13 protein-coding genes, 2 pseudogenes and 2 riboswitches are annotated in these 20,078 nt (G+C 52.2%); of the genes and pseudogenes, 6 read left to right on the top strand and 9 right to left on the bottom strand.

Features of this window, described 5'->3' with window-relative positions; translation table 11 throughout:
- Positions 1 to 170 precede the first annotated feature (170 nt).
- The 4 genes and pseudogenes from HU824_RS12255 to pncB all read left to right on the top strand — a co-directional run bounded on the left by HU824_RS12255 (position 171) and on the right by pncB (position 6,422).
- Positions 171 to 1,602: pseudogene (locus HU824_RS12255) on the top strand (TolC family protein).
- A gap of 12 nt (positions 1,603 to 1,614) precedes the next feature.
- Complete coding sequence (locus HU824_RS12250; protein WP_176468978.1) at positions 1,615 to 2,610, top strand: HlyD family secretion protein; 996 nt, start codon at positions 1,615 to 1,617, stop codon at positions 2,608 to 2,610.
- Complete coding sequence (locus tag HU824_RS12245) at positions 2,607 to 4,997, top strand: ABC transporter permease (RefSeq protein ID WP_176468977.1); 2,391 nt, start codon at positions 2,607 to 2,609, stop codon at positions 4,995 to 4,997. Before HU824_RS12250 ends, HU824_RS12245 begins: the two co-directional genes overlap by 4 nt.
- Positions 4,998 to 5,237: 240 nt before the next feature.
- Positions 5,238 to 6,422 carry a nicotinate phosphoribosyltransferase gene (gene pncB, locus HU824_RS12240; protein WP_136009650.1) on the top strand — a complete coding sequence of 395 codons (1,185 nt, stop codon included), beginning with the start codon at positions 5,238 to 5,240 and terminating at the stop codon, positions 6,420 to 6,422.
- A 31-nt stretch (positions 6,423 to 6,453) separates the two neighbouring features.
- Here pncB and HU824_RS12235 read toward each other — a convergent pair whose 3' ends face one another.
- Both HU824_RS12235 and HU824_RS12230 read right to left on the bottom strand, forming a co-directional pair.
- The gene (locus HU824_RS12235) at positions 6,454 to 7,023 is read right to left on the bottom strand and encodes a cob(I)yrinic acid a,c-diamide adenosyltransferase (protein WP_136009651.1); all 570 of its coding nucleotides are present in this window, start codon (positions 7,021 to 7,023) and stop codon (positions 6,454 to 6,456) included.
- A 147-nt stretch (positions 7,024 to 7,170) separates the two neighbouring features.
- Positions 7,171 to 8,622, bottom strand: coding sequence for a cobyrinate a,c-diamide synthase (locus HU824_RS12230; RefSeq protein WP_176468976.1), 1,452 nt, complete (start codon positions 8,620 to 8,622; stop codon positions 7,171 to 7,173).
- A 185-nt stretch (positions 8,623 to 8,807) separates the two neighbouring features.
- Between HU824_RS12230 and HU824_RS12225 the strand changes: the two genes are divergently transcribed.
- Complete coding sequence (locus HU824_RS12225) at positions 8,808 to 10,238, top strand: RNase adapter RapZ (RefSeq protein ID WP_176468975.1); 1,431 nt, start codon at positions 8,808 to 8,810, stop codon at positions 10,236 to 10,238.
- 25 nt (positions 10,239 to 10,263) lie between these two features.
- Complete coding sequence (locus tag HU824_RS12220) at positions 10,264 to 11,004, top strand: nucleotidyltransferase family protein (RefSeq protein ID WP_176468974.1); 741 nt, start codon at positions 10,264 to 10,266, stop codon at positions 11,002 to 11,004.
- A 95-nt stretch (positions 11,005 to 11,099) separates the two neighbouring features.
- Here HU824_RS12220 and HU824_RS12215 read toward each other — a convergent pair whose 3' ends face one another.
- From HU824_RS12215 to HU824_RS12185, 7 genes and pseudogenes are all read right to left on the bottom strand, one after another.
- Complete coding sequence (locus HU824_RS12215) at positions 11,100 to 12,785, bottom strand: putative transporter (RefSeq protein WP_176468973.1); 1,686 nt, start codon at positions 12,783 to 12,785, stop codon at positions 11,100 to 11,102.
- Positions 12,786 to 12,912: 127 nt separating this feature from the next.
- On the bottom strand, positions 12,913 to 14,445 hold the full coding sequence (locus HU824_RS12210; protein ID WP_176468972.1) for an acyl-CoA carboxylase subunit beta: 1,533 nt from the start codon (positions 14,443 to 14,445) through the stop codon (positions 12,913 to 12,915).
- A 54-nt stretch (positions 14,446 to 14,499) separates the two neighbouring features.
- Positions 14,500 to 15,015 (bottom strand): acetyl-CoA carboxylase biotin carboxyl carrier protein subunit, encoded by a 516-nt coding sequence (locus HU824_RS12205; protein ID WP_176468971.1) that lies wholly within the window; start codon positions 15,013 to 15,015, stop codon positions 14,500 to 14,502.
- A gap of 31 nt (positions 15,016 to 15,046) precedes the next feature.
- Positions 15,047 to 16,558 (bottom strand): acetyl-CoA carboxylase biotin carboxylase subunit, encoded by a 1,512-nt coding sequence (gene accC / locus HU824_RS12200; RefSeq protein ID WP_016273644.1) that lies wholly within the window; start codon positions 16,556 to 16,558, stop codon positions 15,047 to 15,049.
- Between the two features lie 134 nt (positions 16,559 to 16,692).
- Positions 16,693 to 16,899, bottom strand: a riboswitch (cobalamin riboswitch).
- Positions 16,900 to 16,990: 91 nt separating this feature from the next.
- A complete protein-coding gene (nrdG, locus tag HU824_RS12195) occupies positions 16,991 to 17,458 on the bottom strand; it encodes an anaerobic ribonucleoside-triphosphate reductase activating protein (RefSeq protein ID WP_022401009.1) in 468 nt (155 codons plus the stop codon).
- Positions 17,442 to 19,535 carry an anaerobic ribonucleoside-triphosphate reductase gene (gene nrdD, locus HU824_RS12190; RefSeq protein ID WP_176468970.1) on the bottom strand — a complete coding sequence of 698 codons (2,094 nt, stop codon included), beginning with the start codon at positions 19,533 to 19,535 and terminating at the stop codon, positions 17,442 to 17,444. Before nrdD ends, nrdG begins: the two co-directional genes overlap by 17 nt.
- Positions 19,536 to 19,655: 120 nt before the next feature.
- Positions 19,656 to 19,872: riboswitch (cobalamin riboswitch) on the bottom strand.
- A 93-nt stretch (positions 19,873 to 19,965) separates the two neighbouring features.
- A pseudogene (locus tag HU824_RS12185) lies at positions 19,966 to 20,078 on the bottom strand (IS982 family transposase); the annotation flags it as partial.

Raw genomic sequence — 20,078 nt, 5'->3', positions numbered from 1 at the left:
ATTTTAGCGAATGCAAAGATAGTGCAAATCCGAATATCTCTCCCATTCATAAGCCATATCTTCGGAAACTATTCGTTATATTTGTAACGTTCTATTCAAAAAGATGACTACTGAACAATTCCCACCTCCTCTTGTTTAGAGAAACAAGAACCCCTAAACCGAACGAACTTATGAATAATCTATTATGCCGGAGATTCTTTCTGGCTGCTGCCTGCGTACTGCTTGCCATCGGTGGAGTGGCCGCACAAACCTCCCTTCCCCTTAGCTTCGGTGATGCCCTAAGGCAGATGCAAAACGGCAACCGCAGCCTGAAAATAGCCGACAAGGGAATTGAAGCCGCCCGTGCGGAACGTGACAAACTGAATGCCCTCTGGTACCCCTCCCTGCAAGGTGCCGGTACGTTCGTGCATCTTTCCGAAAAGATAGAGGTAAAACAGCCCCTTTCCCAGTTCACCGACCCGGCAAAGGACTTTGTGCACAACATCGTGCCGGACGACCAATTAATTCATCAGCAGCATACTCGACCAGATAGGCTCCCATACCCTTGCCTTTCCACTGGCTCCACGCAACCTGACTTCCGTCGGCCTGACCGCCGAATGGGTCGTATTCTCCGGCGGCAAGCGCATCCGGGCCTCGAAGATAGGCAACACCATGATAGACATTGCCCGCGAAAACCGGGGACAGACCGATGCCACGCAACGCACCCTGCTGGCAGAAAGCTACTTCGGGCTGAAACTTGCGCAAGAGGTAGTACGCGTGCGGCAGGAGACTTACAACAGCCTACAACGCCATTACCAGAATGCCCTTAAACTGGAAGCTGCCGGCATGATAGACAAGGCAGGCCGGCTCTTTGCCCAAGTGAATATGGATGAAGCTGCCCGTTCACTGGAGGCTGCCCGGAAGGAGGCCTCCGTCGTGCAAAGTGCCCTGCGCACCCTGCTCAACCTGCAAGACACATGCAGCATCCATCCTACTTCGAAGCTTTTCATCAACGACCAACTGCCCGCCAAAGAGGAGTTCCTGCAAGCCATGCGGGTGGAGAACTACACCGTGAACCAACTGCAACTGCAGTCACAGATTGCCCGCCAGCAGCTCCGCATCGACCAGAGCGGCTACCTGCCGGACATCGCCGTATTCGGCAAGCAGACCCTCTATGCCCACGGCATACAAAGCAATCTTGTCCCCCGCACCATCGTAGGTGTGGGCTTCACCTGGAACCTGTTCGACGGACTGGCGCGTGAGAAGCGCATCCGCCAGTCGAAGATAACCCAGCAGACCCTTGCCCTGGGACAAGAAAAAGCCAAAGAAGACCTGAGCGTAGGCATCGACAAGCTCTACACCCAACTGCAAAAGGCACAAGACAACGTACGCGCCTTGAATACCACCATCGAGCTGAGCGAAGAGCTGGTGCGAATCCGCAAGAAATCCTTTGCCGAAGGCATGGCAACCAGTACCGAGGTCGTAGATGCGGAAACGATGCTGGCAACCGTCCGCGTGGCGCGTCTGGCAGCCTACTACGAATATGATGTGGCACTGATGAACCTGCTGGCTATCTGCGGAACGCCGGAACGGTTCGAGAAATATTTCGAGACAACTTATTAAAACCTACCCTTTATGAAAATCAATAATAAAAGCATCAGCATTGCATTCGTCATTATCCTGGCTGCAACGGTCATCATTTCACTTGCCGGCATGTTACTCATGAGCCGGCAGCCCCTGGTCCTGCAAGGACAAGTGGAAGCAACGGAAATACGTATCAGCGGAAAGCTACCCGGACGTGTGGACTCCTTCCTCGTACAAGAGGGCGACTGGGTGAAGGCAGGCGATACGCTTGTCGTCATCAACAGCCCCACCATCGAAGCCAAATACCGCCAGGTGAATGCCCAGGAGCAGGTGGCCCAGGAGCAGAACAAGAAGATAGACGCCGGTACCCGCCGCCAGATTGTGGCCACCGCCCGGCAACTCTGGAACAAGACGCAGAGCGACCTTGCCCTCGCCAAGACCACTTACCAACGCATTGTAACGCTTTATAAGGACAGTGTCGTCACCTCCCAGCGGCGTGACGAGGTGGAAGCCATGTACAAAGCCGCCCAAGCCGCCGAACGTGCCGCCTACGAGCAATACCAGATGGCCGTGGACGGAGCGCAGAGCGAGGACCGCGCCTCGGCTCGCAGCCTGGTGGAAGCGGCGCGAAGCACCGTCGATGAAGTCTCCTCCCTCCTCGTCGACTCCCGTCTCACCGCTCCCGAAGACGGCCAGATAGCCACCATCTTCCCCAAACGCGGAGAACTGGTGGCTCCCGGAACTCCCATCATGAGCCTCGTCGTGATGGACGATGCACACGTGGTACTGAACATACGCGAGGACCTGATGCCGCAATTCAAGATAGGAGGCACTTTCCGTGCCGATGTCCCCGCCATCGACGGCAAGGACATTGAATTCCGCATCTACTACATCAGTCCGCTGGGCAGCTTCGCCACCTGGAAATCCACCAAACAGACGGGCAGCTATGACATGCAGACGTTCGAAATACACGCACGTCCCACACAGCAGGTAGAGGGATTGAGACCGGGGATGTCCGTACTCTTAAAAATGAAGAATAAAAAATGAAAGATAAAGAATTTGGCTACGCAATGAAAGCGCTCCGCATGGTTATCCGTCGCGAATGGCACCGCATGACCTCCCGCCGTCTATACCTCGGCGTCTGCGTCGTGCTACCCTTGCTCTGTTTGTTCTTCATGGCCACCATCTTTGGAAACGGACAGATGGAGAACATTCCCGTGGGTATCGTCGACCTGGACAACACTGCCACTTCGCGCAATATCTCCCAGCGCATCTCTGCCGCCCCCACCTTCCGTGTGACAAAGCACTTCACCGACGAAGCCAACGCACGCCGGGCATTGCAACGGAAGGACATATACGACTACCTCGTCATCCCGCCCCACTTCGAACAGAAGGCGGTGACGGGAACTGGCGCAACGCTCACCTATTATTACCACTATGCCCTTCTTTCGGTAGGCAGCGAGCTGATGGCGGCGTTCGAGAATACGCTTGCCCCCGTGGCGCTCTCGCCCATCGTGATGCAGGCCGAAGCTCTGGGAGTTAGCGGAGAACAGATACAAACCTTCCTGCTCCCCGTAGAAGCCAGTACCCATCCCCTCTACAACCCGGACATGGACTACTCCATCTACCTGAGCCAGCCTTTCTTTTTCGTACTGTTCCAGATACTCATCCTGCTCACCACCGTCTACTCCATAGGCAGCGAACTGAAATTCGGCAGCGCCGGCGAATGGCTGGAGATGGCACGAGGCAATATCCTCACTGCCGTAGCAGGGAAACTGCTGCCCTATACCCTCATCTTCTCGTCCATCGGTATCCTGGCAAACTATGTACTGTTCGGCCCGCTACATATCCCCTTCGCTGGCAGTCTGTGGCTGATGAATGCAGTGACCGTGCTCTTCATCATCGCTACCCAGGCATTGGCGGTCTTTATCTATTCTGTCTTTCCCAAGATTGCCTATATCATCAGTGTAGTATCCATGGTGGGGTCGTTGGGGGCTACGCTGTCCGGAGTCACGTTTCCCGTTACAGCCATGTATGCGCCCGTGCATGCGGCCTCCTACCTCTTCCCCGTGCGGCACTTCACGGAGGCAGCACAAGCCATGATTTACTTCGATGCAGGGTTTGCCTACTTCTGGCAGTCGGTAGCTACACTCTTCATCTTCCTATTGGCAGCACTGCTGATACTGCCATTGCTGAAATGGTGGATAAAAAAAGAGATAAGGGAAGAAGCAATCTCTGCCTCCCCATCACCTTGCCCACCTACCGCATTGTCAACAGCTTCCGTCATCCGCCACGAGTGGCATGCCATCGCCACCAATCCCGCCATCCTGCTCGTGCTGGCAGGCGGTATCTTCCTCTACGGACTGCTCTACAACTACATGTACGCCCCCAACCTGGTGCGCAAGGCTCCCGTCGCAGTGGTAGACCTCTCCCACTCCGCCCTCAGCCGCGAATACATCCGACTGCTCGACGCCACTCCCCAGACCGCCGTCTACGGCCAGACACCCAACATCCTCGAAGCCCGCCAATGGATGAAGCAGGGCGACGTAGCAGGCATCCTTTACCTGCCTGCCGACTTCGAGACACGTGTAGCACGGGGCGAGACTTCGGTCTTCGTACTCTATGCCGCCACGGACGCTTTCCTCAACTTCAAAGGACTGCAAGAATCCAGTGCGCGCGTCATGCTTGCCGTGAACGATGCCCACCGCATGGAGGGCACCGTATTCCTACCTCCGCAAGGACTGCTGGCAGTGGCTTCGTCCGCTCCCGTCAGCGTGTCCGGCACGGCGCTCTACAACTATACAGAGGGCTACGGTTCCTATCTGATTCCCGCCGTCCTAATTGTCATCATCTTCCAGACGATGCTGATGGTGATTGCCATGCTGACGGGCGAGGAAGCGGAAGCCCGAAGAAAAGGAATACGGCTGATGCGTGCCGACTCATTGAAGGATACATTACGGATTGTCGGAGGCAGGACCTTCGTATACTTCATGCTCTACGTGGTGTTTTCCCTATTCCTGCTGGGACTGTTGCCGCACCTGTTCAGCATCCCACACATCGGCAGCGGAGGAGACATCGTCACAATGATGATACCCTTCCTGTTGGGCACGAGTTTCCTTGCCCTGGCCGTCTCCCGCTGGTTTACAGACTCCGAAGCGCCGTTGCTGATGATAGCCTTCTTCTCTGTGGGCTATATCTTCCTTTCGGGCGTGTCCTATCCGCTGGAGCTGATGCCGTGGTATTGGCAGACAGCCCACTATCTGTTTCCGGCAGGTCCTGCCGTACTTGCTTTTGTAAAACTGAATTCAATGGGTGGAACGCTGGCCGACGTATGGCCGCAGATGTTGACGATGTGGATACAAGTATTGGTCTATGGAACTTTGGCGCTCTGCACTACACGCCACCTCTACGGAAAAGGAAAAGTGAAGGCATAAAAAAAGGCTATCTATCCCAGACAGCCAATCTTTTGTTAACCTTAAATCTAATACTATGAAAAACACATTGCAAATATACGGACTCCTCCGAATTCTCCAAAATTTCAGCTCATAACGATCTTATTTATAACATGGTTTAATAGGAATATGCCGTTGTTAACAGATAGAGGCTGGTCAAATAAGAAATTTTCACTATCTTCATCCCCAAAATCGAACATCATAACTAAAGAATATTTTGCCATGATTCATACCATACTCGATACAGACCTTTACAAATTCACCACCTCGTATGCCTACATCAAATTGTTTCCCTATGCCATGGGCACTTTCAGCTTCAAGGACAGAGACGACACCGCCTATACGGACACGTTTCTGAAGGAACTGCAAGAGGCGGTGGACAGCCTGGCACAGACCGTACTTACTGCCGAAGAGCTGGAATACATGACCCGCCACTGCCGTTTCCTGCCGAGGGTCTATTGGGAGTGGCTCTCCTCCTTCCGCTTCCAGCCGGAGAAGGTAAGCATCCATCTGGACGAGGACCGGCACCTGAACATTGAAATCACGGACTATCTGTACAAGGCCACCCTTTACGAAGTCCCCCTGCTTTCCATCGTATCCGAAATAAAGAACCGTTCTTTGGGAAACGTGGCCGACATGGACGGCATACTCTGCAAACTGTCCGAAAAGGTGGCACTCTCCAACCGACACCAGCTGTATTTTTCAGAGTTCGGCACCCGGAGACGCTTCTCGTTCGAGGTACAGGACAAAGTCATAGACCGTCTGAAGGAAGCCGCCGAATACTGTACCGGGACTTCCAACTGCCACTTCGCCATGAAATACGGCATGAAGCCTATGGGGACGCATCCGCATGAATGGTTCATGTTCCACGGCGCACAGTTCGGCTACAAACACGCCAACTACATGGCCTTGGAAAACTGGGTGAACGTGTACGACGGTGACTTGGGCATCGCACTGTCCGATACCTATACCTCCGGCATTTTCTTAAGTAACCTGAGCCGCAAGCAGGCCAAACTATTCGACGGTGTACGCTGCGACTCCGGCGATGAATTCGATTTCACCGACAAGCTCGTTGCCCGCTACCGCGAACTGGGCATCGACCCTACCACTAAAACCATCGTCTTCAGCAATGCGCTCGACTTTGGCAAGGCACTCGACATCCAGGAGCATTGCAGGAGCAAAATCCGCTGCTCCTTCGGCATCGGCACCAATCTGACGAATGATACCGGATTCAAGCCCTCCAACATTGTAATGAAACTGACGCAATGCAAGATGAACGTCAACCAGGAATGGCGCGAATGTGTGAAGCTGTCCGACGATGCAGGAAAGCATATCGGCAGCGAAGCGGAAGTACGGGCATGTCTGTATGATTTAAGGCTCGGACAGCAAATAGAACCCCTATGCTGAAAACAGCTTCCCGGCGGTTAGCGATAAGTGCTTACTGTCTTTTCCTTTTGTAGGCAAACTCTTGCCATTTCTCCTCCGGCCAGTCCTGCCGCTGCATCTCCATGCGGACCATGACGAAGAACAAGTCCGAAAGGCGGTTGATGAAGCGCAGAATATCCTCGTTCACGGGGTCTTGGCGATGGAGTGTCCACAAACGACGTTCGGCACGGCGGGCCACGGTACGGGCAAACTGCAGTTGGGCTGATATGGGAGTGCCACCGGGCAAAAGGAAGTAGCCGTTGTCCGTTAGCAGGACGGTCATGGCATCCATCTCCTGCTCACAACGTAGCGTGAGCTCTGCGGCAGAAAGCGGATTAGGATTTACCACTCCCGAGGGAGTGGCCACATGGCTCATTACCACCATCAGTTCCCGCTGGACAGCATGCAGCAACTCCTGCCAACCATCTTCTGCCGCCAGCATGGAGCGCACGATACCAATTACGGCATTCAATTCATCAAGGCATCCGTTTGCCTCGATACGGATGTCATCTTTCGGCACACGCGCGCCACCATGAATACCCGTTGTTCCTTTGTCTCCAGTTTTGGTATAGACTCTTTTCATACTCTATTTGATAAATCAGTAGGGTCTTCCAAAGAAGACAAGCGATAAGTATTCAGTTTCATAATCATAATATATTTAAATGAAAACAAAGATACTCCACTATTTCAAGAACACAAACGAAATTACATAAAATATCAATGCGCTATTTTAGAGTTCACCGAACAAAGCCATCACATCCACCTCGCCCCAATACAGATGCATATAACTGGCTATCAGATTCTTATAGCGAAAGACGGGAGTGGTTACCTTCCCTCCTTTGGCATTGTAGACCTGCGCTATCGAGGGAGGAAGACTGCACGCACCACCTTCTTTTCCATCAGTTTCGGGCACGGCAAACTGCGTATAATGGAATTCGTGTCCTTTAAGCCGCCATCCGTTATAGTCGAACCGGCGGTATCCCAATGTCAGTTTCCTGCGTTTACGCTCGTTTGTAACGCTGAAAGGCAATACTCCTACCATCTCATTTCTGATATTGCCTACACTGCTCCCGGCGTTTCTTCCATCGCTTCCGCTGCTTCTCCCGCCATCTCCGGCGATTCTTCCATCGGTATCAATACTTCCCCCGTCCGTATCCCCATCAGAAAGAACGGACTGCGAAAGATATATCATCCCCCCGCATTCTGCCAGCGTCCTGCCACCGGCCTCTATATAGCTGCGGATAGACTCCCTGGCAAGCCTTGCCCCGGCAAGTTCCTCCAGACGGTTCTCGGGATAGCCGCCGGGCAGATAGAGCAAATCCGTCTCTTGCGGAATAGCCCGGTCTTGCTCCGGATTGAAGAAAGTGACCGTGCCCATACGGCGCAGAATATCCAGATGCTCCGCATAGAGGAAGGAAAAGGACTCTTCGTTGCGCGCTACCGAGATATGCAGCTTCCCCGGCTCTGATAGTACCGACTTCTCCTCCACTGCCGCCGCAGGCAATGGAAGCCCGATTGTCGAGAGCAGCAGTTCCCAGTCCACATGTTCCTCCAGCAAGCCTGCCAGCATGTCCAGCCCCTCCGTCTCCTTAGAACGGCTGAAATCCAGCCCCAGATGGCGTGACTCCTGCTCCAGTTCCTTCCGTTTGGGCAGATAGCCCAGACAAGTCACGTTCAAGTCTTCACAGACCTCCTGCAGCATCCGGTAGTGGTGGGGTGAGCCGACACGATTGAAGATAACTCCCGCAATACGTATATCCGGACGGAAATTGATGAACCCCGACAACAAAGGAGCCATGGAATAGGCAGCCGACTTGGCATCGACCACCAGCACCACAGGAATACCCAAGAGCCGTGCCACTTCTGCCGACGAGCCCCGGTCGCGGTCGTACCCGTCGTACATCCCCATCATCCCCTCGACCACGGCAACATCAGCATCTGCCGAATAGCGTGCATACAGACTGCTTACGTGCTCCTGAGATGCCATGAAAATATCCAGATTGATGGAAGGACGGCCACATACCGCCTCGTGATACTTAGTATCTATATAATCGGGACCGCACTTGAAAGGCTGCACCTTCAGACCTTTCTTCACAAACAATGCCATCAGTCCACGACTGACGGTGGTCTTTCCACTGCCCGATGTAGGGGCGGCTATGAGAAACTGAGGAATGGAACGCATAATTAATGTGCTAATGATTTAATGTGCCAATGTGCTAATCGGCTGCGCTATACTTGCGCTACTTCCCCATGCCGCAGGTCATTGGCACATTGGCATATTGGCACATTAGCACATTTTCCTCCTGCAAAGGTAAACATATCTCCGACAAAAGTTTTATCTTAGCTGCGAAAATAAAACATATCACCATGATAACCGAAGAACTTAAGAAACTCTACATCGCACATACCGGACACGAACCGGAACAGATTGACGAACTCCCCTCCTCCGGCTCCAACCGGCGCTACTTCCGCCTCAGCGGAAACCCTACACTTATCGGTGTCAGCGGAGAGTCCGTGGAGGAGAACCGCGCCTTCCTCTACATGGCAGAACATTTCCGCCAGAAAGGACTGCCCGTGCCGCAAGTGTTCATCCGCTCCGAAGATGACATCTACTACCTGCAAGAAGACCTGGGCGACTCGCTTCTGTTCAATGCCATAGAGAAGGGACGCAAGACCAGCGTATTCGGCGAGGATGAGAAGCAGTTGCTGCGCAAGACCCTCCGCCTGCTGCCCGCCGTGCAGTTTGCCGGGGCCGACGGCATGGACTTCTCCTACTGCTACCCGCAGGCGGAGTTCAACAGTCGCAGCATACTGTGGGACCTGAACTACTTTAAGTACTGCTTCCTCAAGGCAACAGGGATGGACTTTCAGGAAGACCGCCTGGAGGACGACTTCCAGAAGATGGCGGACGTGTTGCTCCGCAGCAGCTCCGCCACCTTCATGTACCGCGACTTCCAGAGCCGCAACGTCATGATAAAGGACGGCGAGCCCTGGCTCATCGACTTTCAGGGCGGTCGCAAAGGTCCGGTCTACTATGACGTAGCCTCCTTTCTGTGGCAGGCCAAAGCCAACTATCCCGACAGCCTGCGCCAAGAGCTGCTGAAGGAATACATCGACGCCCTGCGCAAGTACCAGCCCGTAGACGAGGCATATTTCCATGCCCAGCTCCGCCACTTCGTGTTATTCCGCACCATGCAGGTGCTGGGCGCCTACGGCTTCCGCGGCTACTTCGAGAAGAAGCCCCACTTCATACAAAGTGTCCCCTTCGCCATCGAGAACCTGCGCCAGCTGCTCCAGGAGCCTTACCCCGAATATCCCTACCTCTGCCGGATTCTGCGCCAGCTCACCGAGCTGAAACAGTTTACGGACGACCTGCAAAAGCGCCGCCTCGTGGTGAAAGTCACCAGCTTTGCCTACAAGAAGGGCATTCCCGAAGATTCCACAGGCAACGGAGGAGGTTTCGTCTTTGACTGCCGCGCCGTGAACAATCCCGGCAAGTACGAGCGCTACAAGCCCTTCACGGGACTGGACGAACCCGTTATCCGCTTTCTGGAAGATGACGGCGAGATAGCCGTATTCCTGGAGCATGTCTACGCCCTTGTCGACGCTTCCGTGAAGCGCTACATGGAACGTGGCTTTACCAACCTGTCTGTCTGCTTCGGCTGCACCGGCGGGCAGCACCGCTCCGTCTACTCGGCACAACACCTGGCGGAACATCTACACAAGAGGTTCGGCGTGCAAGTGAATCTGATACATAGAGAACAGAATATTGAACAGACGTTTAAGGCCAAAGTTTAATGTGCTAATGTGAGAATATGCCAATATGAAAGCTATGATTTTCGCCGCCGGTCTGGGCACCCGGTTGCGCCCCTTGACGGACCATATGCCCAAAGCCCTCGTTCCCGTGGCAGGAAAGCCCATGCTGGAGCAGGTGATACTGCGGTTGAAGGAAGCAGGATTTAACGAGATAACGGTCAACATCCACCACTTCGGGGAGCAGATTATCGACTTCCTCCGTGCCCACGACAACTTCGGCACGGAGATTCACCTCAGCGATGAACGCGGCATGCTGCTCGATACCGGAGGAGGCATCAAAAAGGCACGTCCCTTTCTGGACGGGCAGGAACCTTTCCTGGTGCACAATGCGGATATCCTGACGGACATCGACCTTGCAGGCCTCTACCGCCACCATCTGGAAAGTGATGCGGAGTCTACCCTGCTCGTGAGCGAGCGCAAGACTTCCCGCTATCTCCTTTTTGACGACGACTACCACCTGCACGGCTGGATAAACAAGTCCACCGGAGAGGTGAAACCGGCAGGCTTCGACTACCGGGAAACGAAGTACCGGGAACTCGCCTTCGGAGGTATCCACATCATCTCCCCCTCCCTCTTCCACCTGATGGACGATGGGCAGTGGAACGGCAAGTTCTCCATCATTCCTTTCTACTTGTCCGCCTGCACAAAGGTGCACATACAAGGCTATCCGCTGCAAGGATTCCGCTGGTTCGACATCGGCAAACCGGAGACACTGGCACAAGCGGAGGAATACTACAAACAAAAATAACAAGTAATGTAAAGCAGCCTAACATTACTTGTTAGCTCCCTTTACATTACTTGTTATCAAATCAACCTATGTACCATAGATTATCTATGGTGAAACTACGCCAACGCCAGTATCAGCAACTGAGCCGTCAGCACCCGCAGGAACATAGCCAGCGGATAGACTGTGGCGTATCCCACCGCAGGGGCATCGCAGGATGTCAAGTCCGAGGAATAGGCCAATGCAGGTGGATTGGTGTTAGCTCCGGACAGCACACCTATCAGCGTATAGTAGTTCAGCTTCCAGAAATAGCGCCCCATGAATCCTGTCACCAGCAACGGGACAACCGTGATGATGGCCCCATAGCCAATCCACACATAGCCGCCTTCGTAGATAATGGTATCGATGAATCCCTTTCCTGCACCCAACCCCACGCAGGCCAGGAACAAAGCTATACCGATTTCGCGTATCATCAGATTGGCGCTCATCGTCGTGTAGGTTATCAGCTTATATTGAGGCCCGAAACGGCTGATGAGGATGGAAACCACCAACGGTCCGCCGGCCAGTCCCAGTTTCACGGGTTGGGGAATGCCGGGGAACATGAACGGCAGACTGCCCAAGATACATCCCAGGGCAATACCCAGGAAGATAGGAATCAAGTTTGGATGGTTGAGACGCTTCAGCGAGTTTCCCAATACCTTCTCCGCATGGCTCACGGCAAGCTCACTGCCTACAATCGTCACACGGTCTCCCATCTGCAACTGCAAGTGGGGAGTTGCCACCAGATCCACGCCCGAACGGTTGATACGGGTGATGCAGGCACCGAAGTTGTTACGTATCTTGAGCTGAGACAGAGACTTGCCGTTCAGTTCCGGCTTGGTGATGAGGATGCGACGTGAAATCAAGTTCTTGTCCTCCCGTTCCCACTCCACCGAAATTTTTCTTCCGAAGAAGGCAACAATGGCCTCCACATCTTTCGGGTTGGTAATGAACAGAATTTCATCCTGCATGTGCAGCACTGTATCGGCATTCGCCAGTTCTGTTTCCTGACTGCCGGTGTGCCGGATGCGGGAGATGACAAACGCACGGTTCAACAATGGTTTCACATCTCTGATCCGCTTGCCGTCTATTGCCTCATTGCGTATCTCTACCGATATGGGATGCACGGTCAGCTCCTGCAGATGGCCCAGCCCGTGCTCGGCATCCTCCTCTTCTTTTTTGGTGTTAATCCGCATGAAGAACTTCAAGGCAAGCAGCGCCAAGATGCAGCCCACCACACCCAGCGGATAGGCAACGGCATATCCGAGTGCGATTTCCGGAGCATCCACCCCGTTGAGGTCACTGTTTGCCTGCTGGGCAGCACCCAGACCGGGGGTATTGGTCACGGCTCCGGACAAGATACCCACCATCGTAGTAATGGGAATTCCGGTGGCAAAGTGCAACACAATGGTGATAACCACGCTGAGGAAGACGGAAAGCATTGCTACCATGTTCAGCGTAAGTCCGCCCTTCTTGAAAGCGGAGAAGAATCCCGGTCCCACTTGCAGACCGATGGAATAGACAAACAGTATCAAGCCGAACTCCTTCAGGAAGTGCAGCAGATGTTCGTCGAGGTTCATGTCGAAATGTCCGAAGACAATGCCCACAAACAAAATCCAGGTGACACCCAGCGAGATACCCGCCACCTTCAACTTGCCCAGCATGATACCGAAGGTGATGACCAGGGACAGAATCAGGACAGAGTGTGCCACTCCTCCGCCCCAAAGATTGGGATAACCCTCAAAGAGGTTTCTTAATAGTTCCATAGTTTCTATCTTTAGTTTTTACTTTTCAGCCTTATTGTTTAATTCTTAATTCTCTATTTAAAAAGTGTATCCCCACAGAAATCACTTCTCCGGGGATACGCATTTCACACATAAAAAATAACTACTATTATAAAGGCATGTTGCCGTGCTTTTTCGGTGGATTGCTCTGATTCTTGTTGTGCGCCATCTCCAATGCCTGCACCAGCTTGTAGCGGGTATCGCGCGGCATGATGACCTCGTCTATGAGGCCACGCTCGGCAGCGCGGTAAGGGTTGGAGAACTTGCTTTCGTACTCCTTGATAATCTCCTGCTTCTCTTCGGCAGAGGACTTACGGTAGAGGATGTTCACCGCACCCTCGGCACCCATCACGGCGATTTCCGCCTGCGGATAAGCCAGGTTCACGTCGGCACCCGTCGGCTTGCTGGACATCACGATGTAGGCGCCGCCGTATGCCTTGCGGGTAATCAGCGTTATCTTGGGCACGGTAGCCTCAGCGTAGGCATAGACAATCTTGGCGCCGTGGCGGATGATGCCGTTGTGCTCCTGCATCGTTCCGGGCAAGAAGCCGGGAACATCTTCGAAGGTTATCAGCGGGATGTTGAAGCAGTCGCAGAAACGAATGAAACGTGCCGCCTTGTCGCTGGCATCAATATCGAGCACACCCGCCAAATAGGCAGGTTGGTTTGCCACGATACCTACCGAACGCCCGTTCAGACGACCGAAACCGATAACGACGTTCTTGGCAAAGTGAGGCATCACTTCGAAGAAGTACTGGTTGTCCAGCACCGGTTCTATAATATCCTTGATGTCATAGGGCATGTTCGGGTCTTCGGGGATGACGGTCTGAAGCGTCTCTACCCGGCGATGGATATCGTCGGAACAGGGAATGAAGGGAGCATCCTCCATATTGTTGGACGGCAGGAAACTCAGCAGCTCGCGGATGCTCATCAGTGTCTCCTCCTCCGTATTGCACATGAAGTGGGTAACGCCGCTCTTGCTGCTATGCGTATAGGCACCGCCCAGTTCCTCCTTGTCCACCTCCTCGTGGGTCACGGTCTTTACCACGTCCGGACCGGTGATGAACATGTGGCTCTGCTCCTTTACCATGAAGATAAAGTCGGTAAGCGCCGGAGAGTAGCATGCCCCACCGGCACACGGCCCCAGAATAGCAGATATCTGCGGGATGACACCCGACGCAATGGTGTTCTGATAGAAGATGGAGGCATAGCCTGCCAAGCTGTTCACACCTTCCTGAATGCGCGCGCCGCCCGAATCGTTGAGGGCAATGACGGGAGCGCCGTTCTTCAGGGCAAGCTGCTGCACCTTCACAATCTTTGCGGCATTCGTCTCGCTGAGCGAACCGCCGTGCGCCGTGAAGTCGTAGGCATAGACAAATACAAGGCGGCCGTCTATCTTTCCGTAACCGGACACCATGCCGTCTCCGGCAATCTGCTTCTTCTCCATGCCGAAGTTGGTGCAGCGATGGTTCACGAACTTGTCCAACTCATTGAACGAGCCTTTGTCCAGCAGCATGTCAATACGTTCGCGGGCAGTCATGCGGCCGGAGGCGTGTTGTTTCTCTATCTTGTCTACGCCCCCACCCAGCGAGGCACGTTTGTCCAGTTCCTCAAACTGGCGATATATTTCTTCTCTGTTCATATTTGCATTTACAATTTAGTGATTTATAATATACGGACTGAATGCGACTCGGGATTATTCCTCCTTTATCAACTCCAATTCAATCAATACTTGGTTGGCATTCACCGGTTCGCCCTCGCTCACGAGAATGTTGCGGACGATGCAGTCGGCATTCACCTTATAGTTACTCTGCATCTTCATGGCTTCCAGCACCACGGCAATGTCTCCGGCAGCCAGTCGGTCGCCCACCTTGACGGGGATGCTCACTACCTTGCCCGGCATCGGCGCCAGAATCTTGTCGCCCTGCTTCTCGTCGGTTCCTTTCTTCATGTGCAGATACTTGGCTTGCGTGTCCACGATGTCCACATGAAAGGAACGCTGGAGCATGCTGATGTCATAACTCTTGCCGCCCTCGCCGCGCACAAGGCCTGCGTTGAACGAGTTTCCGTTGTGCAGGATGGAGCAACTTCCGTTCTCTGCCATCACAATGTCCACTTCGTAGGGCTTTCCGTCAATGGTAAGTTGTACCTTATTCCCTTCCTTACCCACCAGGGTAATGTCTGCGATACGGTCTCCTATATGTATTTCCATTATTAATTCTCCATTATTAATTATCCATTCCTTAAATCCTGAGCACTCCCTTCTGCAAGCCAAATTCCCTCCAACGGCTGATGGGGCGGGCATCGGGTAGCTGTGCCGAAACATTCTCCTCCAGATTAACCAGATAGTCCATATAGGCGGCTATCATGGCAATGTTCTCCAACTCTTCGTTGGTGGTATTGGTGCGTACCAGCATGCGGGCGTTCTTCTCGATAAATAGGGTGTTGTACTCTCCCTTCACAAAGTCGGGCACGTGCATGATGCGCTTCAGATAGGCAAGGTTGGTCTTTACGCCCGTAATCTTGTACTCGTAGAGCACACGGCGCATACGCTCGATGGCATACTGGCGGGTGGTTGCCCATACGATGAGCTTACCTATCATGGGGTCGTAGTAGATGGGAATCTCATAGCCGTCGTACACGTAGCTGTCAATGCGGACACCGATTCCGTTCGGTTCCGTCAGTTGCTTGATGACACCGGGAGACGGCATGAAGTTGTTTTCCGTATCTTCGGCACAGATGCGGCACTCTATAGCATGGCCGCGCTGGAACAGTTCCTCCTGCTTGAGGTGCAGCACCTCGTCGTTGGCAATGCGGATTTGCTCTTTCACCAGGTCCACGCCTACCACTTCTTCCGTGATGGGGTGCTCCACTTGCAAGCGCGTATTCATTTCGAGGAAGTAGAACCGACGGTTCTTGTCTACCAAAAACTCGATGGTACCTGCACCGGAGTAGTTCACTGCCTTGGCTGCGGCAACCGCCTTCTCCCCCATCTCCCGGCGCAATTCCGGCGTAAGGAAGGGTGACGGGCTTTCTTCTACCACCTTCTGATTGCGGCGTTGCACGGAGCATTCGCGGTCGAAGAGGTGGATGACGTTGCCGTGGTTGTCGCCCAATATCTGGAACTCGATGTGATGGGGTTCTTCCACGAACTTTTCCAGATAGACCGTGTCGTCTCCAAAGGAGGACATGGACTCGGAGCGTGCCGTGTTGTAGGCTTCCACCACTTCGCTCTCGCTATGGATAAGGCGCATACCTTTACCACCGCCACCCATAGACGCCTTCAGCATCACGGGATAACCTATCTCGTTGCAGATGCGCACGGCTTCTTCGGCACTCTGCAAAGGTTGTTCCGTTCCGGGAACCACGGGTACGCCTGCCGCAATCATTCGCTTGCGGGCAGCTATCTTGTCGCCCATCGCCTCCATCGTCTCGGCAGCGGGACCGATAAAGATAATCCCTTCCTCCTTGCAACGGCGTGCAAACTCCGAGTTCTCCGACAAAAAGCCGTAACCCGGATGAATGGCATCGGCACCGCATCGCTTTGCCGTGGCAATCACTTTCTCAATATTCAGATAACTCTCTTTTGCCACGGCCGGTCCTATCGGATAAGCCTCATCGGCATATGCCACATGATGAGAGGTGCGGTCGGCCTCGGAGAAGACGGCAACCGTAAGCAGTCCCATCTCCCGGCACGAACGCATGACGCGCAAGGCAATCTCACCTCTGTTGGCAATCAATACTTTCTTAATCATTTTACTTTTTCTTTAATATATAAAGGATATATATAGTCACACCACAATGCGGACATACCTTTAACAAAGGCATTCCATTTCTTGTTTAAATGTTCAACTAATATCTTCGTACTGTCTTCCTAACCCACGAGCAAAGGCAGCCTTTAATGAATGGCAGGTCTTCTGACTGACTCCTAATCCTGAAGCCTTCCCGATATTTCAATGCATATCAGTGGCAAGGGTATTTTTCATGATTTAAAACGGAGTTTCACAGCAGCGGGACTGTCCGGGATTTACACCCGATTCCCTTTTAATCCAGATAATAGAAACATGCATCCGGAACCAATTCGTGGGCAAAGATAATGGAAACCGGATGCAATGCAAAAAATCAGACTACATATTTATTGGTATTTTCAAATTTCCCTTCATATATCAACAGATATCTATTGACTGTTACCGTCTGAAACGGTAAGTAATATCTTCCATCCTTCCCTGCTCTATGCGATAGAGACGCTGGTTGGTATGCTCCGATTTCAAGCCGCCAAGACTTTCGACGTACGGTCCCAACTTGATATACTGGAAGTACCGTGTATCCAATCTTTCGGGAAGCTCCTCCTTACCGGAGTACCAGCCTACCTTTACAGCAGGGAACGCCTGCCCGGAGGAAATGAACCTTGCCAGCCGTTCCACTTCCATCGGTTCGGCATCTCCCCCCATGAAGCAGACGCAAGTTGCCGCACTTCCATACTTTTGGAGAAGTGCGGAAAGGCTCTCTTCCGTCAGCAAGTCGCCCACATCCTCCATCAGATAGGCACTATGGCAGCCTTTGCAACGATTGGGACAATTGGATATATTGATGGCAAGCGTCACCTCGTCCGGTATCTCTTGAAATACGATGTCATAATCAGTGTACCGGAGCATAGTATCTTTGTGCGGCCTCCTTCTGCCGTGGCTGAGAAAAGTTGCTGACACGCTTCATGTAGCCGATGATTCGAGTCAAATAGTCCACATTATTGCTATGACATTTCGGGCATTCCTTCAAGTAACGTTTGTCTATATGATAACAGTCATTGCAGATGGTGTTCGGAATGTTGAAGGTGAAGTAGTTGCAGCCCTCGGTAGCGGCTACCCGGAGCAGCAGTCGGTACTGCTCTTTGCTCAAATGTTCTTCCAGATTCATGTGCAGTGCAGAGCCTCCGGTCAGATGCTCGATGTAGCGGCGACCGTGCAGGCGGAATTTGTCCACAATGTTCAGCGAGCTATCTTCCACAATGTAGAAGTAGCTGTTGTAGCAGTCGCGGAATGTCTGGAACCCGGCCTCCCTATCCCACTTGGCATGTTTCACACCGACGTTCTCGGCGGGAATCATCTCGCAGTTGAACAGCAGGTCCTTGCTACGGTATTTCTTGTTGTACTTCTCCACAATACTCAATATCTCCTGCACGAAAGCTTCGTATTTAGGATTATCATTGATGTCTATGCCCATGAACTGTGCAGCTTCCACCAGCCCGTTCACACCGATAGTCAGATACTGGCGTCCGAGGTTGATGTATCCCGCATCGAACAGTGGCAGCATGCCTTTACTCTGCAACTGTTTCAGATTCTCATTATAAGCCATCTGCACTTTGTGCACCAGGTCTACCACTTCTTCAAGGAAGAAATGATAAAGCAGCCCCGACTTTACAGCGTGCTGGATGCAGCGGTTGAGGTTGATGGTAAGGACACTCTTCGAACCGGTAGACACACCTCCGGCACCCAACGTATAACTGAATCCATTGTCTTGAATTTCATTGCGCAAGCGGCAGCAGCTGCTCAAAGAATCGGCATTGTCGCTCATATAGGTAAAGAAAGAATGGCCTTCGGCATACATCTCCGCCGTGAAGTCACCGTATTCCTTATCCAGTACATCACCGTCTTTCGTCAGCAATGCCATAGTCTCTACCGGGAAAGTAAGCACAGTTTTAGTGCGCTCCTTATTGAACCATTTCATGAAACGTTTCTGCAGCCAGCTCAAGGAATTCCAATCGGGCTTACTGCCATCGGGAAACATGAAATGCTCGAAAAGACTGTTGAAGTAATACTTGTCATAGTATGCCACATTCCAGAAAACGGCTTGGAAATTTCTTGCGCCGGTAGGCTGGTTGATGGAGTAGACCACTTGCTCGAAGCAGTCCGTGATTACCTTGTCTATGGTCCGCTGTCTAGAGGAAAGGTCCACTACCTTTTCGGGATGCAAATAGTAGTCCTCGCCATATTCTTTACCAACAAAGTAGTTCATGTACATCAAAAATTCCGGTGTGGCACAAGCGCCACTCAACATGCTCGATACAATAAACACCATATTGATAAAACCACCGCAGAAAGATTTCAGATTAGTGGGTGCCGTAGAGTTACCTCCCACCGACATGGTACCTCCTATCAGCCAGGGATACATGGTGATACTGGCGCAATAGTTGGCAAGACTGGTTTCATCGTTTTTATAGATAAAGTGGTTATTCAGCAGCTCCAGATAACGGTCGGATATCTCCTTGCCATACATATCTTTGAGGCGGTCCGTCAACAGACGACGATTCAAGCGGATGAAGTTCGGTTTGGGAAGCTCGCCTATCAAAGTAGCCACATTCTTATTTTCCACATTGGCATTGGCATCATATTTACTGCCAGTGGCAGGGTTGGAGGCATCACAATAGTCCAGTAGGAAACGGAGTTTGTCACGCACTTCCCGGTCCTCCAGATGTTTCTGCCGGTAAAGCATGAATGACTTTGCCACAGCATAGTAGTGCTCGGCCATCAGAGCCACCTCTACCTGATTCTGTATATCTTCCACACTGGTTCCGTCGCTGATGCTCACGCGGCTGAGAATATTGGTAATGACATCCTGGGTAGCAAAGCTGCCCACCGATAAAAATGCCTTACTGATTGCATTTTTGATTTTATCAAGCGAGAAAGCCTCTTTCTTACCATCCCTCTTGACGATAAAAGTTTCTGAATTAATCATGTCTATAATTTAAGATTTAAAAAATTATCAACGACAATTCATACAACAATGCACAGAAACCAAGTAATAAAATGAATCTTCAATGGACTCGTTCTATAGCTTTTTCACCCGAAAGCATTGAATGAATGATGTAAAAACGGCAGGTCTTCTGACTTGCTTCTGTTACGACGCCTTCCCGGTCCGTCATCGAACCAGTGGCTTATAGAGTGTCGCAACACCTCTCCTGCAAAGGAGCCAAAGCTTACAGCTACGGGGATAGTTCCTGACTTTCACAGGATTCCCTTTTAATTCCTTATCACGCCAAGGTGACTCGAAAACCATTTTTCGGGAGACAAAGATAAAAAGAACTCACGAAATCCAAGCATTATCCAAGGAAATCTTATCAATTACTTTTCAACTTCCATTTACTATAAATAACCTGTTGGTTGAATTAAATTAGAGAATATTTTATCCGCCCAATCGGATGATGATTAACGAAATTGACATATTGCATGAACGTCATTGCTGCTATTTTGCCTGCTATGCGGGTGAAAAGACCGCAGG

The sequence above is a fragment of the Bacteroides sp. L10-4 genome (assembly GCF_013373675.1).
GTDB classification, from domain to species: domain Bacteria; phylum Bacteroidota; class Bacteroidia; order Bacteroidales; family Bacteroidaceae; genus Bacteroides; species Bacteroides muris.
The sequence above is the reverse complement of the archived record's forward strand: the minus strand, read 5'-3'. Positions and strand labels throughout refer to the sequence as shown.